This window comes from Flavobacterium psychraquaticum, assembly GCF_034497725.1.
GTDB lineage: Bacteria > Bacteroidota > Bacteroidia > Flavobacteriales > Flavobacteriaceae > Flavobacterium > Flavobacterium psychraquaticum.
The window spans coordinates 665,190-680,679 of record NZ_JAXKVR010000030.1 but is presented as its reverse complement, the minus strand read 5'-3'; the positions used below and the strand labels follow the sequence as shown (position 1 = coordinate 680,679).

The window sequence follows — 15,490 nt, the reverse complement described above, 5'->3', positions numbered from 1 at the left end:
TTTATATTTTTATTGAAATAATGTTTTATCAAAAACCATTGCTATTGCATTTTTCTGACGCTTTTTAGAACGTTCATAACTTCCTGCCGCTGGTGCACTGTATGCTTTTGGCGAGGCTAAACGTAATTTTACTACATCAAAATTCATTAACATATAGCTATAAGCTCCCATATTCTTAGGTTCTTCTTGTGCCCATATATAATCATCCACATTTGGATAACTTGCTATAATTTCTTTGATTTGATCTACTGCTAAAGGGAACAATTGCTCTAAACGAACTACTGCTACGTCATTTCTTCCCAATACTTCTCTTTCTGCAATAATATCGAAATATACTTTTCCTGTACAGAAAACCAATGATTTAATTTCTTTTTTATCAACTACTTTCGGATCGTCGATTACTTCTTGGAATTGTCCATTTGCTAAATCATCCATTGAAGATACAACATCTGGATGACGTAATAAACTTTTTGGAGAGAAAACTACTAACGGCTTACGAAACTCTGTTTTTAACTGTCTTCTCATTAAATGAAAGAAGTTAGCTGGCGAAGTTACATCGGCAATATACATATTGTGTTTTGCACACATTTGTAAATAACGTTCCATACGAGCTGATGAATGCTCTGCTCCTTGGTTTTCATACCCGTGAGGCAACAACATTACCAATCCGTTTTGGTTGTTCCACTTGTCTTCACCCGCAGAAATATATTGGTCAATCATAATTTGTGCTCCGTTAGAGAAATCTCCAAACTGTGCTTCCCAAATTACTAAGGCTTTTGGCGATGCTAATGCATATCCGTATTCAAAACCTAAAACACCATATTCTGAAAGGTGTGAATTATAAATACTAAAGTTTCCCTTTTTATTTTTTACACTATCTAAAAGAATTACTTCTTCTTCTGAATCTTCTACTTTAACCACAGCGTGACGATGCGAGAATGTTCCTCTTTCCACGTCTTGACCTGAAATACGCACATCAAAACCTTCCGAAATTAATGAACCATAAGCTAATAATTCGCCCATCGCCCAGTCTAACTTGTTGCTTTCAACCATCGATTTTCTATCACCAATTAATTTAGTGATTTTACTGATGAATTTCTTATCCGAAGGTAATTCTGTTATTGTTTTAGCGATTTCATTCAATTGATTTCTATCAAATGTCGTATCAAATTTTTGAAGCATTACATCGTCAGAAACTTGTTTGTAGCCTTCCCACTCATTTTGCATAAATGGCGAAATCACAGTTAAGTCTTTCTTACGAGAAGCTTCCAAATTTTCATCTAGTTTCGCTTTGTAATCGGCTTCTAATTCTTTTACATAATCTGCACCAATAACGTTTTCAGCAATTAATTTCGCTGCATAAATATCTCTTGGGTTTTTATGTTTAGAAATTGCTTTGTAAAGGATTGGTTGCGTAAAACGAGGTTCATCACCTTCGTTATGTCCGTATTTTCTATAACCTAAAAGATCAATAAATACGTCACTTCCAAATTCCATGCGATAATCTAAAGCAAACAACATTGCGTGCACAACCGCTTCTGCATCATCCGCATTTACGTGTAAAACAGGCGACATTGTTACTTTTGCAATATCCGTACAATAAGTTGACGAACGTGCATCTAAATAATTTGTTGTAAAACCTACTTGATTGTTAATCACTAAGTGAATTGTTCCACCCGTTTTATAACCATCTAAGTTGGCCATTTGAATAATTTCATAAACAATACCTTGCCCTGCAATTGCAGCATCACCGTGAACAGCAATAGGTAATACTTTTGAAAAATCATTTGGATGATTTCTATCTTGTTTTGCTCTAGCGATTCCTTCTATAACAGCACCTACTGTTTCTAAGTGCGAAGGATTTGGAGCTAAATTTAAGTTTATTTTTTTACCAGAAGATGTCACTCGGTCTGAAGTTAATCCCAAGTGATATTTCACATCACCATCGAAATTAGCATCTTCATCGTAGTCTTTTCCGTCAAATTCAGAGAAGATATTTTGAGTATTTTTACCAAAGATATTCGCTAAAACATTCAAACGACCTCTATGTGCCATTCCCATCACAAATTGCTCTACTCCTTTTTCTGCAGCGGCTTCCACCAATGCGTCTAATGCAGGAATAGCAGCCTCACATCCTTCTAATGAAAAACGTTTTTGACCCACATATTTTGTATGTAAGAAGTTTTCAAAAGAAACGGCTTCGTTTAATTTTTTAAGGATATTTTTCTTCTGATCGGAAGAAAATGCTGGATGATTGTCGTTTGTATACAATCTTTTTTGAATCCAATCTTGTGCTTTTTCATCACGAATATAAGCAAATTCAACACCAATTGACTCGCAATAAACACGGTCTAGATGTTTGATAATAGCCGCCAAAGTACTTGGCTGCATGTTCACCATTTTAGCCGAATCAAAAACCGTATTTAAATCAGATTGTGCTAATCCGAAATTTTCTAAAGTTAAAGCTGGTCCGTGAACTCTTCGATCTCTTACTGGATTTGTTTTGGTAAACAAATGTCCTCGAGTTCTATAGCCTTCAATTAATTTAAGAACATTGAATTCTTTTTGCATTTTTTCAGGAACTTCACCTGAATAACCAGAGGCAATATAAGCGACTTGCTGCGCCATTTCTTCAGAGCCATAATTGGCTTGTCCGAAATCAAATCCTTGAAAAAAACTTCTCCAACTTGGCTCAACGCTATCTGGATTTTGAAGATATTGATCGTATAAATCAGCAAAAAATGCTGTGTGTGCTGCGTTTAAAAAGGAAAACCTATCCATATTGTGTTGTTTGAAAGACCTTTTAATTAAAAATGTTACGCAAAAGTAAAACATTTTATCACAATCTATCAATGATTTTCATACTTTTATGGTATTAATTTTTTTAAAATCGAATTATGAAAAAGAATTTCACAATTAATTTAACAGTTTTACTTACTATTGTGTTTTTATTTGGAATTAAATCTGAAATTTCTGCACAAGAAGCACCAGAAATTAGCACAAAAGGTGATTTTTGGGAACATGTTCAGTTCGGTGGTGGGCTGGGTTTGGGCTTAGGAAACAACTATACCGACATTATGGTCGCACCAACCGCTATTTACAATTTTAATACTTATTTTTCAGCAGGTTTAGGAGCACAATATAGCTATGTGCGACAGAAAAATTTCTACAAAGCTAATATGTATGGTGGAAGTGTAATCGCATTATTCAATCCTATTCAAGAGTTGCAAATTTCCACTGAATTAGAACAATTGAGAGTGAACAGAACTTATCAAGGTGGTTTTGGAACTGCTACGGAGGATTTTTGGAATACTGCTTTATTTGTAGGTGCTGGTTATCGCAATGAAAACATTACAATTGGTATTCGGTATAATGTTTTACACAAAGATTCGGACAATATTTATGCAGAAGCGTTTATGCCGTTTGTAAGAATATTTTTCTAAAAAAATAAAATTATGAAAGCGATTTTATCCGCACTTTTTTTGGTTTGTGCTTTTGGCTACTCTCAAAATGAAACACTACCGACCAATTTAAAAACTTATAAATTTGAGGAGCAAACACAATTTAAACCTTTTGTTTGGAAATCCTCATTTGTCAAAAACAACTATAGCTTCAGTAGTTATAATTCGGTAACTGGAATAAATAATCGATACACTAAAGTAGGTGAGAATTACTTTTTAAGCAACACAAAAACGTTTTCAACAATAGATATGATGAATTTAAATCGAATTGATTCCTTTAATCCATACGGTACAACTAATTTGGGAGCCGCTATAATTTTGGGAACTTTAAATTTAATTTTACTAAAGAATTAATATTTACTTCTGAACCATACTTTTTGCCATTCTCGTTTTAAGACTAAGAAAGCAACTTGTTCAGCCAACTCCATCAAATCGGAGCCGTCCAACTTTTTTATTTCAGCTTCCGAAACATCAATGATGTATAGTAAATTCAGGTATTCGGTAAATTTATGTTGCAGGAGTTTGTAAATTTTATCCTTTACCAAATGTTGAAATTCGAACGGAAAAATATCCATCGGAGCATCTAGAGCTTCATTCGCCAAATTAAAATCTTTATTGGTTTGCTCAATCAGTTTGTAATACAAATGCTCTTCTTCGGCTTGCGAAATTAAAGCATCAATAGTTGCTGGTGGATCGTAATTCATAAATTCCAAAAGTTAAAATTCCAAATTCCAAACATTTACAATCCCTTTAGGTTCTGGGATCTAAATAATTTCAGTTTTACACATTTCTTCCCATTAAATTTTCACCAAAAGCTTTCAAAATCGCTTTCTTTTCAGCTTCAATATCCATTTTCTCTAAGGTATCAAAAGCTTTGAAAGTAAATTCTTTAATTGCATTTTTAGTGGCTTCACTAGCGCCCGAACTATTGAAAACAGTTTTTACTGAGGCAATTTTATCAGCACTGTCATTCGGTTGAATAGAAAACAAATGCACTAACTGTTGTTTCTCTTCTGGCTTCGCAAACGCTGTTGCTTTCAAATATAAATAGGTCTTCTTGTTTTCAATAATATCACCACCAACTTGTTTACCGAAAGTTTCTGGATCACCAAAAGCGTCTAAGTAATCATCTTGCAATTGGAAAGCAATTCCTAAATTCAATCCAAAATCATAAATTAAATCCGCATTTTCTTCTGATGTTTTAGCTACAATTGCACCCATTTTCATAGCGGCACCCACTAAAACTGCTGTTTTATATTCAATCATTTTCAGATATTCTGGAATCGTAACATCGTCACGAGTTTCAAAATCAACATCATATTGTTGGCCTTCGCAAACTTCTAAGGCTGTTTTGCTAAATAATTTGGCTAATTTTCGGAAAATACTGGGTTCGTACTCTTCAAAATATTGGTATGCTAAAATCAACATCGCATCTCCAGAAAGAATTCCTGTATTTAAATCCCATTTTTCGTGCACGGTTTGATTTCCTCTTCGTAAAGGTGCATCATCCATAATATCATCATGAATTAAAGAAAAATTATGAAAAACCTCAACTGCAGTTGCGGCCGGAATCGCCTGTTCACAATCCACATTGAAAACTTCCGTCGCCATTAATGTCAAAACAGGACGCATTCTTTTTCCGCCTAATGATAAAATATACGAAATAGGTTCGTATAAATTTTTAGGCTCTTTATTGGCTACAATTTGAGAAAAATGATTGGTCATTTTCTCTTGATAATAGGAGATCGAATGCATAAAATTTAATTTTTGGCTAAATTACTTTAAATAATGTGTACAAGCAAGATGCTACAATTGTTAAATTTATGAAAAAATAACGGAAACTATTTTTGTGTTTAAAGTTTCCTGACTACATTTGTACCGTTAAAAATATAAAAATGCAAGCTTTAAACTTATATCTCAACGCAGATCAATCGTATTTCTTAATTAAGATTCGAAAAAACCTTGATTCCTATTTAAAAAATAAGACCGATAATTCTGAAGGTTTTGTCGTTATAAATAATGATAAAGTAGCAAATATTTCTTTACAATTTGATCTAATATTGGAGGATGATAGCAAGATAACTAGAGTAGATTCAAAAGGAAATTCAAAAAGAAGAAAAGAAACATTCCTCCAGTTAAAATCAATTTCGTTTGAAAAAATAAATGAAGAAATTAGCTTTTTAAAAGTAGCTGTTACTTTAAATGAAATTACAAAGATAATCGAATTAGAAACCTCTATTCAACTAGAGAAACATCCTACAGGAAAACACAAAGTTATAGTAGATGTGGTTGCAGAAATCGATAAAAAGGATTTCGGTTTAGGAGTGGACGAAAAGCTAAGCATCAACGGATTAGGTTTTAGTAAAAAAATAAATGCAGAAGGAAAGTTTGAATTTTCAAACAATTAAATATGTGTGAGATTAAAAATAAAATTATTACAAAATCGACAGAAATGTTTTTAAGACTAGGTTTTAAAAGCATTACTATGGATGATATTGCAGGAGAAATGAGTATTTCAAAGAAAACGATTTATAAATTTTTTTCCAATAAAGACTTACTGATTGAAGAAAGCATTGCACTTGTGCACCAAGAAATTGCAAATTCAATAGAAAGGATTGCTGCTCAAAACTTAAATGCCATTGAAGAGAATTTTGAGCTAAAGCGTATGTTCCGAGAATTGTTTAAAAGTGCTGAATCTTCTCCTATATATCAATTAAAAAAACATTATCCTGACATTTATGAGAAAGCCCTAGAAAATCAAGTTTTGATTTCAGAAAATAGTTTTCGTAACAATATCAATAAAGGAATTAAAGAAGGTTTGTATCGCGAGAATATCGATATTGAAAATTATGTGAAATTTTATTACTTACTAATTTTTGACATTAATGAAAATACCTTACTAGAAAAAGAAGCGAAAGCGATTGAAACCTTAGCATTAGAATATCACATTAGAGCAATGGCTACATTAGCTGGAATTGTAGAATTAGAAAAACAATTAGAAACACAAATATTACATTAACAAGTATTCAAAATCAATTATTTCCTTTCAAATTAAATTATTCAAATGAAACAAAAACTAATAGCAGCCCTGTTGCTCCTTACTTTTTTAGGCCAAGCCCAAGAGAAGAAAACAAGTTATAGTTTTACATTGCAACAAGCGATTGCACACGCCGTTGAAAATAATTATTCGGCCATTAATGCTAATCGCGATATAGAAATTGCTAAGCAAAAAAAATGGGAAACAACTGCTTCTGGTTTACCTCAAATTACGAGTAATTTACAGTACTTGAATAATTTAGACTTTCAGGTGCAGGGTATTTCGGGAAATGCTTTTGATCCAGATGCGGACCCAAATTCTATTTCAACCATTGCTTTTGGTACAAAGCACAACGTAAATGCTTCGGCAACTTTAAATCAATTAATCTTTGATGGTTCTTATATTGTGGCTTTACAATCGGCCAAAGTATATTTACAGGTTTCTGAAAATGCTAAAGAAAAGACGGCATATGAAATTAAAGAAATGGTAACAAACGCTTACGGAAATGTATTATTAGCCAAAGAAAGTGTTCTAATTTTAGACAAAAACAAAACGACATTAGCAAAAACTTTATTTGAAACTACAGAAACTTTCAAAAACGGTTTAGTAGAAGAAGAAAATGTAGAACAGCTTCAAATTACATTGACGCAATTGAATAGCTCACTTTCTAACGCAACGAAAAGAGCTGAAATCGCACTTAATCTTTTAAAAATAGCGATGGGAATCGACATTGAATCGGAAGTCATCCTTACTGAAAAATTAGATGATTTAGCTATGCAAAATGTAGATTTAAGCATACTATCTGAAACATTTGATTCAGGAAATTCAATCGATTATAAAATTAAAAAAAATGAAGAAGAAGTAAAACGCTTAATGCTAAAATTAGAGCGTTTTAGAGCTTTACCAACTATTGGTGCTCAGTTAAATTATGGAGCAAACACGTTTGCCAACAAATTTGATTTCTTAAGCACTGATCAAAAATGGTATAATTATTCGAACTTTGGTGTGAACATTAGTTTACCAATATTTAGCAGTTTCAGAGACAAAGCAAGAACACAGCAGGCAAAAATTGCTTATGATCAAGCGAAAACGCAACTTACGGAAACTGAGCAACGTTTAAAATTGCAATATCAACAAGCCAAAACAGATTATGAATACAGCATTGAAGAATATAGTGCTTCCAAAAGTAATTTAAAATTAGCCGAACGCATTGAAGGCAAACAACAAATTAAATTTAAAGAAGGGATTTCGAGCAGTTTTGAATTTACCGAAGCCCAACGCCAATTATACACGGCTCAGCAAAATTACTTGCAAGCAATGATTGACGTTATGAACAAAAAAGCAACTTTAGACAAATTAACAAACAAAAAATAAAGCTACAAATGAAAAAAATACTATACATCAGCTTATTAGGAATATTGATTACCGCTTGTAGTGGCGATGCAAAAACTGCTTCTGTAGATAAAGCTATCGCATCTAAAAACATCAGTCAAATAAAAGATACAAGAGCAAAAATTCAGAAACAATACGATGCTGTTGGTGCTGAATTAGCGAAATTAGATTTGGCTTTAAGCGAATTAGATACTTTAAAGAAAACAGCAATTGTAACTACTGCAATTGTAAAAGATACCGTTTTCTCACATTATATTGAAATTCAAGGAAGCGTTGACACGAAACAAAACTTGATTATTTATCCTGAATTCTCAGGAGTTTTATCACAGGTTTATGTAAAATCAGGTCAGAATGTAACTAAAGGACAAACTTTAGCTAGAATTGATGATGGCGGTTTAGGCAATCAATTGGCCCAAATGGAGACGCAAGCGGCTTTAGCTAAAACGACGTTCGAACGTCAAAGAAACCTTTGGGATCAAAAAATTGGTTCAGAAATTCAGTTTTTACAAGCGAAAACAAATTATGATGCACAATTAAAATCTGTTGCACAAATGCGAGCTCAAGTTTCAAAAACTGTCGTAAGAGCACCGTTTACTGGGGTAATCGACGAAGTTATTATTGAAAGAGGTCAAGTTGTAGCGCCGGGTCAACCGTTGATGCGAATTGTTAATTTATCAGATATGTATGTAACCGCGAATGTTCCGGAGAGTTTCATCGGAAAAATCAAAAATGGTGCTGTTGTAGACGTTTTAATAAAATCTATTGGAAAAACATACCAAGGAAAAGTAAGACAAATTGGAAATTACATCAATCCAAACAACAGAAATTTTAGCATTGAAATCGCCGTTCCAAATACAGATAATTTATTACGTCCAAACCAAGTTGCTGTACTAAAAATTGAAGATTATAGAAAACCTAATGCAATTTTAGTTCCGGAAAGTATCGTTACCGAAAATGCTACAGGTGAAAAAATCATATTTGTGGTAAATACCGATGGAAAAGAGGCAAAAGCAATTAGAAAAATAATCGAAGTTGGTTTAACTTCAGGCGCAAATATTGAAGTAAAATCGGGTTTAAAAAAGGGAGAAGTTATCATTATTGATGGAGCAAGAAGCGTTCAAAACGGCGATCTTGTAGAAATTCTTGAAAAATAACGGCACAAAATAGAATATTATGAGCAATAAAATAACTAAAAGCTTCGGAATTTCCACTTGGGCCATTAATAATAAAATGACCGTATATGTTATTACGGCTATTATCTTATTGGGTGGATTGATTTCCTATTATTCAATGCCTCGTGAAGATTTTCCAGAAATTATAGAAACAAAAATCTATGTTAGTTCTATTAATCCAGGGAATGCTGCAGAAGATGTTGAAAAACTAATCACTAAGAAACTTGAAGAAGAATTCAATAATATTTCTGGTGTAACAAAAATTACTTCAAATACACTTCAAGATTATTCAATGATTTTGGTAGAATTTGACGAAAAAATTACCGTCGATGCAGCCAAACAAAAAGTAAAAGATAAAGTAGATTTAGCGAAATCAGAAACCGATTGGCCTACAATGCCTGGTGGTGATAAAGTAGAACCGAACGTTTTCGACCTAAATATAGCCGAAGAACAACCTATTTTAAACATCAATTTATCGGGTGATCTTCCTTTACAAAAACTAAAAGATTACGCTGAGTATTTAGAAGATAAAATTGAGCGATTACCGCAAATTAAAGAAGCGGCAATTCGTGGTGCACAAGAAAAAGAAGTTGAAATTGCGGTTGATATTTACAAAATGACAGCTGCTCAAGTAAGTTTTGATGATATAATTGGAGCCGTTTCTAGAGAAAACACAACGATTTCAGGTGGAAATGTAGTAAACAACGGAATCAAGAAAAATATTCGTGTTGTTGGAGAAATTAGTAAACCATCTGACTTAGAAGACGTTGTCGTTAAAAAACAAGATGGTGTGGTGTATTTAAAAGACATCGCAACAATTAGTTTTCAACCAAAAGAAGCTACAACTTACGCAAGAGAATATGGCAATGCCGTAGTAATGTTAGACATCAAAAAGCGTAGTGGTAGTAATATGATCGAAGCTACCGAAAGCATTAAAGAAATTGTAAAAGAAGCAGAAAAAAATTATTTTCCGTCGAATTTAAAAATCTCAATGGCAAATGATCAATCTACAAGAACCATTAATCAAGTTGATGATCTGGTTAATAATATCATTTTTGGAGTTTTATTAGTTGTAGGAGTTTTGATGTTTTTCTTAGGATTCAGAAGTGCATTATTTGTTGGTTTCGCAATTCCACTTTCTATGTTTATGTCGTACATAATTTTAGCTTCATTTGGGGTTACTTTGAATACGATGGTACTTTTCGCCCTAGTAATGGGACTCGGAATGTTAGTAGACAACGGAATTGTTGTGGTTGAAAACGTGCAATCATTAATGAGTCAGGGCTTAAGCCGAAAGCAAGCTGCAATTGAAGGAGTTGGTGAAATTGCTTGGCCCATTATCGCTTCGACAGCCACAACTTTAGCTGCTTTTTTTCCATTGGGATTATGGCCCGGGACGATGGGGAAATTTATGATTTATTTCCCAATGACACTTTCTGTCGTATTATTCTCGTCTTTATTCGTTGCTTTAGTTATTAATGCAATGATTACGGCAGAATTTATGCAATTGGAAGAAAAAGAAATGTCACAAAAAACATTAATTCGGATCAGTTCTATTCTTGGAATTCTTGGAATTATTTTAGTGATTTTAGGTTTTTCAACAAATACTGACGGATTAAAAGGAATCGGAAATTTAATGGTGTTTTTCGCTATTATGCTTTGGATTTACAAATATTATCTATCAAGAGCTCAGCTTTATTTTATGAATGTGTTATTGGTAAAGCTTGAAAATAAATACAAATCCGGTTTAACTTATGCCTTATCGGGTAAGAAACCTTATGTATTTTTATTTGGAACTATCGGACTATTAATTTTCTCATTTGTTTTAGTGGGATTAGTGCAACCGAAAGTATTGTTTTTCCCAGAAAATCAGCCGAATCAAATTATGACCTATATCGAATTTCCGGAAGGAACCGATATTGCTAAAACAAACGCTTTTACCAAAGAAATAGAGAAAAAAGTATATGCGGTTGCCAATAAATATACCGATGAAGAGAATTTCAACTTTATGGTAGAATCTGGTGTAACGCAAGTTGGCGAAGGTGCTGGAAATCCTCAAACGGACGGCGGTGCTCAAAACGAAATGCCACATAGAGGGAAAGTTACCCTTTCAATGCGTGAATACAAGTATAGAAAAGGCGTAAACAGTAGTGATTTGATGAATGAAATTCGGGCTGTTGTCAAAGGATATCCTGGTGTTTCCATTATTGTCGAAAAAGATCAAAACGGTCCGCCTTCTGGTTATCCAATTAATATTGAAATTTCAGGGGAGAATTATAATGATATGTTAGTTGAAGCCGAGAAAGTAAAAGACTTCATCAACTCTAAAAATATCGCAGGTATTGAAGAATTAAAGTTAGATGTAAACAAATCAAAACCCGGACTTGAAGTAATCGTTGACCGAAAAGTAGCCGGACAGTTAGGTGTTTCAACAGCTCAAGTAGGACAAACATTGCGCCGTTCCGTTTATGGTGAGAAAATTTCTACTTATAAAGAAGATAAAGATGATTTTGAAATCAATGTGCGTTTTAACGAAGAATTAAAAAACGATAACAGTGCAATTTTCAATCAGCCGGTAACTTTTAGAGATCAAGCCAGTGGAAAATTACAACAAGTTCCGATTGCAACTTTGATTGAAAAAACAAATACTGCTTCTTTTAATACAATCAAACGTAAAAACTTAAAAAGAGTAATTACAGTTTATTCGAATGTATTAGAAGGTTACAACGGAAACGAATTGGTAACTACTTTGAAAAAAGAAATGGCAGCATACAAAATGCCAAAAGATACCAACTTTGCGTTTACAGGAGAACAAGAAGAGCAAGCAAAAAACTCTTCGTTCTTATTGAAAGCTTTGTTAATTGCGATGGGAGGAATTATTTTAGTAATGGTTGCCCAATTTAACTCTATTTCAAAACCAATCATCATTATGTTTACCGTAATTTTGAGTTTCATTGGAGTTTTCCTTGGATTGGTAATTTTCCAAGATGATTTCGTAATTATTATGACGATGATGGGAATTATTTCCTTAGCGGGAATTGTAGTAAACAACGGAATTGTATTGATAGATTACACCCAATTACTAATAGACCGTAGAATTGACGAACTTGGATTAGAAGAAGGTGCAATTTTAACCAAACAAGATTATTTCGATGCTATTGTTGAAGGAGGTCGTTCAAGATTACGTCCGGTTTTATTAACGGCAATTACGACAGTTTTAGGATTAATTCCGTTAGCAATTGGATTAAATATTGACTTCTTTGGTTTGTTCATCAACTACAACCCTAACATTTATATGGGAGGAGATAACGTTGTGTTCTGGGGTCCATTAGCAAAAACAGTTATTTATGGATTGGTATTTGCAACATTCTTAACCTTAATCATTGTTCCAGTGATGTTTTACTTACTGAACAGAATGAAAATTAAAATCAAGAATAGAAAAAATAAAGAGATAAAATTGTTGGAAGAGAAATTCTAAGAACAATATAAAACCAAAAAGTCCCGATGAAATTCATCGGGACTTTTTTATTAGACCTAGCAGGTATTTAAAAGGTATTAGGTATTTTTGTACCTAGACAAAACTTCGACTATTTCAACAATTGATCTAACAATTCAACCAATTGTGGAGAAGAAGGTCTTGGAGCATCCGCTTTAACTACTTTCCCATCAGGATCAATTAATAAAAATCTTGGTATAGAGTTAATTCCAAATGCTTTGATAAAATCAGAATTCCAGTCTTTATCCGCAAACAATTGAACACCTGCTAATTCTTTTTTAGTAACAAATTTTTGCCATTTTTCGTGGTCTTTATTTGTATCTACAGAAATACCAACAAAAACAATGTTTTTATTATGATATTTTTCTTCAACCTTTTTTAAACTAGGAATTTCAGCGATACAAGGACCGCACCAAGTTGCCCAAACATCAATGTATACATATTTTCCTCTTAAATCTTCTAACTTCGTTTTTCCACCTTTGAAATTTTCATAATCAAAACTTGGCGAAACCGTTCCTTCAATCTTTTTTGCGGCTGCTTTCTGATTGAAAAATTGAGTCAACATCATTCCTTCTTGTGCAATAGAGGGTTTAATCATAGCCACTAATTTTTCATCAATTCCCGCTTTTTCTAAATTGGCTAAATCGTTAGCTTTTTTAGCTTCTAATGCCTTTTTAAAAGTAGCTGCATCTTGTTCTAAAAGTGACTCTATTTTCATTTCGAATTGTTCATCTGACAAAGCCTTTTGAGCTAAATAATTATTTTCCTTAGAACCTTTACCTGTATAAACGATAGATTCATCAAATTCTTTTGCATTCATCTTCAAGTTTAAATCATATCCGTTTTTTAAAAATAAAGTGGATGATTCCGAGCCATCAAAGAATTGATACATTCCTTCTGTAACAGCAAATGAATCTTTAAACTCTCCTTTTTTGTCAATTTTAATCGTTTTACTAAAACTTCTTGAACGAATAACTATCGAATCTGAATTTCTATTTTCGATTTTTGCAGTGAAATTAAGCTTTTCTCCAGCTTTTTGTCCATACGTTGAAACTACTGTTAGCAATAACAATGTGATTAGTTTTTTCATATTTTCTGATTTTATATTTTTTGTGGTATCAAATCTACTAAAATTAGACCTATAAAATTGATATTTGTTACTACATTTGCATAAAATATTTTTACAATGTATAGAAGTCATGATTGTGGCGAATTGAACGCTTCAAATATTAATACAGAAGTTACCCTTGCAGGTTGGGTTCAGAAATCAAGAGACAAAGGTTTTATGATTTGGGTTGATTTACGAGATCGCTACGGAATTACGCAGTTGATTTTTGATGAAAAAAGAACCGATAAAGCCGTTTTTGAAAAAGCAAAAGCACTTGGAAGAGAATTCGTAATTCAGGTGAAAGGAACTGTTATTGAGCGGGAGTCTAAAAACGCAAATATGGCAACGGGTGATATCGAAATTTTAGTTTCCGAACTTACGGTTTTAAATGAATCACAAACACCGCCGTTCACTATTGAAGATGAAACGGATGGTGGTGAAGATATCCGAATGAAATATCGTTATTTAGATATTCGAAGAAATCCAGTAAAAAACAACTTATTATTCCGTCATAAAGTATCTATGGAAGTTAGAAAATATCTTTCAGACCAAGGATTTTGTGATGTTGAAACGCCTTATTTAATTAAATCTACGCCAGAAGGTGCTCGTGACTTTGTGGTGCCAAGTAGAATGAATGAAGGGCAGTTTTATGCTTTACCGCAATCGCCGCAAACCTTCAAACAGCTTTTGATGATTGGTGGAATGGACAAGTATTTTCAAATTGTGAAATGTTTCCGTGACGAAGATTTACGTGCAGATCGCCAACCAGAATTTACACAAATTGACTGTGAAATGGCATTTGTTGAGCAAGAAGATATTTTAGATATGTTTGAAGGTTTAACGCGTCATTTATTACAAGAAATCAAAGGAGTTACTGTGGAGAAATTCCCGAGAATTACTTATGATTATGCAATGAAAACTTACGGAAATGACAAACCAGATATTCGTTTTGAAATGAAATTTGGGGAATTAAATGAAGTAGCCAAACATAAAGAATTCCCAGTATTTAATGCAGCTGAATTGGTAGTAGGAATTGCCACTCCAGGTTGTGCAAATTATACAAGAAAAGAAATTGATGCCTTAATTGACTGGGTGAAACGTCCACAAGTAGGTGCATCTGGAATGGTTTATGTAAAATGTGAAGCAGATGGAACGTTCAAATCTTCTGTTGATAAATTCTACGATCAAGAAGATTTGAAAAATTGGGCAGAAGCCACAAATGCAAAAGCAGGCGATTTAATCTTAATTTTATCGGGAGACGCACATAAAGTAAGAACTCAATTATCGGCACTTCGTATGGAAGTTGCTACGCGATTAGGTTTAAGAAAATCAGACGAATTTGCTCCTTTATGGGTTGTAGACTTCCCGTTGTTAGAATGGGACGAAGAAAGTGGCAGATATCACGCAATGCATCATCCATTCACCTCGCCAAAACCAGAAGATATGGAATTGATTGATACGGATCCTGGAAAAGTTCGTGCAAATGCTTATGATATGGTATTAAACGGAAATGAAATTGGTGGAGGATCAATTCGTATTCACGATAGAGATTTACAAAGCCGAATGTTCACGTTGCTGGGCTTTACGCCAGAACAAGCAGAAGCACAATTTGGTTTCTTAATGAGTGCTTTCCAATATGGAGCACCACCACACGGAGGGTTAGCTTTTGGATTAGATCGATTGGTTGCAATCTTAGGCGGTCAAGAAACCATTAGAGATTTTATTGCTTTCCCGAAAAACAACTCAGGAAGAGACGTAATGATTGATGCTCCATCAACGATTGATGCCTCACAATTACAAGAATTACACATAAAATTGAGATAA

Annotated in this window: 12 protein-coding genes; 8 read left to right on the top strand and 4 right to left on the bottom strand. The window is 33.4% G+C overall.

Annotated elements, in window-relative coordinates; genetic code table 11:
* Positions 1-9: 9 nt before the first annotated feature.
* On the bottom strand, positions 10-2,781 hold the full coding sequence (locus tag T1L09_RS12830) for a 2-oxoglutarate dehydrogenase E1 component (protein ID WP_322551365.1): 2,772 nt from the start codon (positions 2,779-2,781) through the stop codon (positions 10-12).
* A 116-nt stretch (positions 2,782-2,897) separates the two neighbouring features.
* Between T1L09_RS12830 and T1L09_RS12825 the strand changes: the two genes are divergently transcribed.
* A complete protein-coding gene (locus tag T1L09_RS12825) occupies positions 2,898-3,443 on the top strand; it encodes a hypothetical protein (RefSeq protein WP_322551364.1) in 546 nt (181 codons plus the stop codon).
* Between the two features lie 12 nt (positions 3,444-3,455).
* On the top strand, positions 3,456-3,815 hold the full coding sequence (locus T1L09_RS12820) for a hypothetical protein (protein ID WP_322551363.1): 360 nt from the start codon (positions 3,456-3,458) through the stop codon (positions 3,813-3,815).
* Here the strand turns inward: T1L09_RS12820 and T1L09_RS12815 are convergent.
* Positions 3,812-4,165: a hypothetical protein gene (locus tag T1L09_RS12815; protein ID WP_322551362.1), complete on the bottom strand. Its 354-nt coding sequence runs from the start codon at positions 4,163-4,165 to the stop codon at positions 3,812-3,814. The genes T1L09_RS12820 and T1L09_RS12815 overlap by 4 nt on opposite strands.
* A gap of 76 nt (positions 4,166-4,241) precedes the next feature.
* Complete coding sequence (locus T1L09_RS12810; protein WP_322551361.1) at positions 4,242-5,216, bottom strand: polyprenyl synthetase family protein; 975 nt, start codon at positions 5,214-5,216, stop codon at positions 4,242-4,244.
* A gap of 140 nt (positions 5,217-5,356) precedes the next feature.
* Between T1L09_RS12810 and T1L09_RS12805 the strand changes: the two genes are divergently transcribed.
* Genes T1L09_RS12805 through T1L09_RS12785 form a run of 5 tightly spaced genes read left to right on the top strand, consistent with a single transcriptional unit; the run spans position 5,357 to position 12,540 of the window.
* The gene (locus tag T1L09_RS12805; RefSeq protein WP_322551360.1) at positions 5,357-5,869 is read left to right on the top strand and encodes a hypothetical protein; all 513 of its coding nucleotides are present in this window, start codon (positions 5,357-5,359) and stop codon (positions 5,867-5,869) included.
* A gap of 2 nt (positions 5,870-5,871) precedes the next feature.
* Complete coding sequence (locus tag T1L09_RS12800; RefSeq protein ID WP_322551359.1) at positions 5,872-6,480, top strand: TetR/AcrR family transcriptional regulator; 609 nt, start codon at positions 5,872-5,874, stop codon at positions 6,478-6,480.
* Between the two features lie 45 nt (positions 6,481-6,525).
* A complete protein-coding gene (locus T1L09_RS12795; RefSeq protein WP_322551358.1) occupies positions 6,526-7,872 on the top strand; it encodes a TolC family protein in 1,347 nt (448 codons plus the stop codon).
* Positions 7,873-7,880: 8 nt separating this feature from the next.
* Complete coding sequence (locus T1L09_RS12790) at positions 7,881-9,044, top strand: efflux RND transporter periplasmic adaptor subunit (protein ID WP_322551357.1); 1,164 nt, start codon at positions 7,881-7,883, stop codon at positions 9,042-9,044.
* Positions 9,045-9,063: 19 nt separating this feature from the next.
* Positions 9,064-12,540 (top strand): efflux RND transporter permease subunit, encoded by a 3,477-nt coding sequence (locus T1L09_RS12785; RefSeq protein WP_322551356.1) that lies wholly within the window; start codon positions 9,064-9,066, stop codon positions 12,538-12,540.
* A 109-nt stretch (positions 12,541-12,649) separates the two neighbouring features.
* On the opposite strand, the gene T1L09_RS12780 is transcribed toward T1L09_RS12785, so the two are convergent.
* Entirely contained in the window at positions 12,650-13,648 is a 999-nt protein-coding gene (locus T1L09_RS12780; RefSeq protein ID WP_322551355.1) for a TlpA family protein disulfide reductase, read from the bottom strand.
* Between the two features lie 96 nt (positions 13,649-13,744).
* On the opposite strand from T1L09_RS12780, the gene aspS reads away from it, so the two are divergent.
* Entirely contained in the window at positions 13,745-15,490 is a 1,746-nt protein-coding gene (gene aspS / locus T1L09_RS12775; RefSeq protein WP_322551354.1) for an aspartate--tRNA ligase, read from the top strand.

Bases quoted from the DNA above. Each gene is read 5' to 3' on its own strand.
- T1L09_RS12830 (WP_322551365.1), bottom strand. From the start codon at position 2,781: ATGGATAGGTTTTCCTTTTTAAACGCAGCACACACAGCATTTTTTGCT.
- T1L09_RS12825 (WP_322551364.1), top strand. From the start codon at position 2,898: ATGAAAAAGAATTTCACAATTAATTTAACAGTTTTACTTACTATTGTG.
- T1L09_RS12820 (WP_322551363.1), top strand. From the start codon at position 3,456: ATGAAAGCGATTTTATCCGCACTTTTTTTGGTTTGTGCTTTTGGCTAC.
- T1L09_RS12815 (WP_322551362.1), bottom strand. From the start codon at position 4,165: ATGAATTACGATCCACCAGCAACTATTGATGCTTTAATTTCGCAAGCC.
- T1L09_RS12810 (WP_322551361.1), bottom strand. From the start codon at position 5,216: ATGCATTCGATCTCCTATTATCAAGAGAAAATGACCAATCATTTTTCT.
- T1L09_RS12805 (WP_322551360.1), top strand. From the start codon at position 5,357: ATGCAAGCTTTAAACTTATATCTCAACGCAGATCAATCGTATTTCTTA.
- T1L09_RS12800 (WP_322551359.1), top strand. From the start codon at position 5,872: ATGTGTGAGATTAAAAATAAAATTATTACAAAATCGACAGAAATGTTT.
- T1L09_RS12795 (WP_322551358.1), top strand. From the start codon at position 6,526: ATGAAACAAAAACTAATAGCAGCCCTGTTGCTCCTTACTTTTTTAGGC.
- T1L09_RS12790 (WP_322551357.1), top strand. From the start codon at position 7,881: ATGAAAAAAATACTATACATCAGCTTATTAGGAATATTGATTACCGCT.
- T1L09_RS12785 (WP_322551356.1), top strand. From the start codon at position 9,064: ATGAGCAATAAAATAACTAAAAGCTTCGGAATTTCCACTTGGGCCATT.
- T1L09_RS12780 (WP_322551355.1), bottom strand. From the start codon at position 13,648: ATGAAAAAACTAATCACATTGTTATTGCTAACAGTAGTTTCAACGTAT.
- aspS (WP_322551354.1), top strand. From the start codon at position 13,745: ATGTATAGAAGTCATGATTGTGGCGAATTGAACGCTTCAAATATTAAT.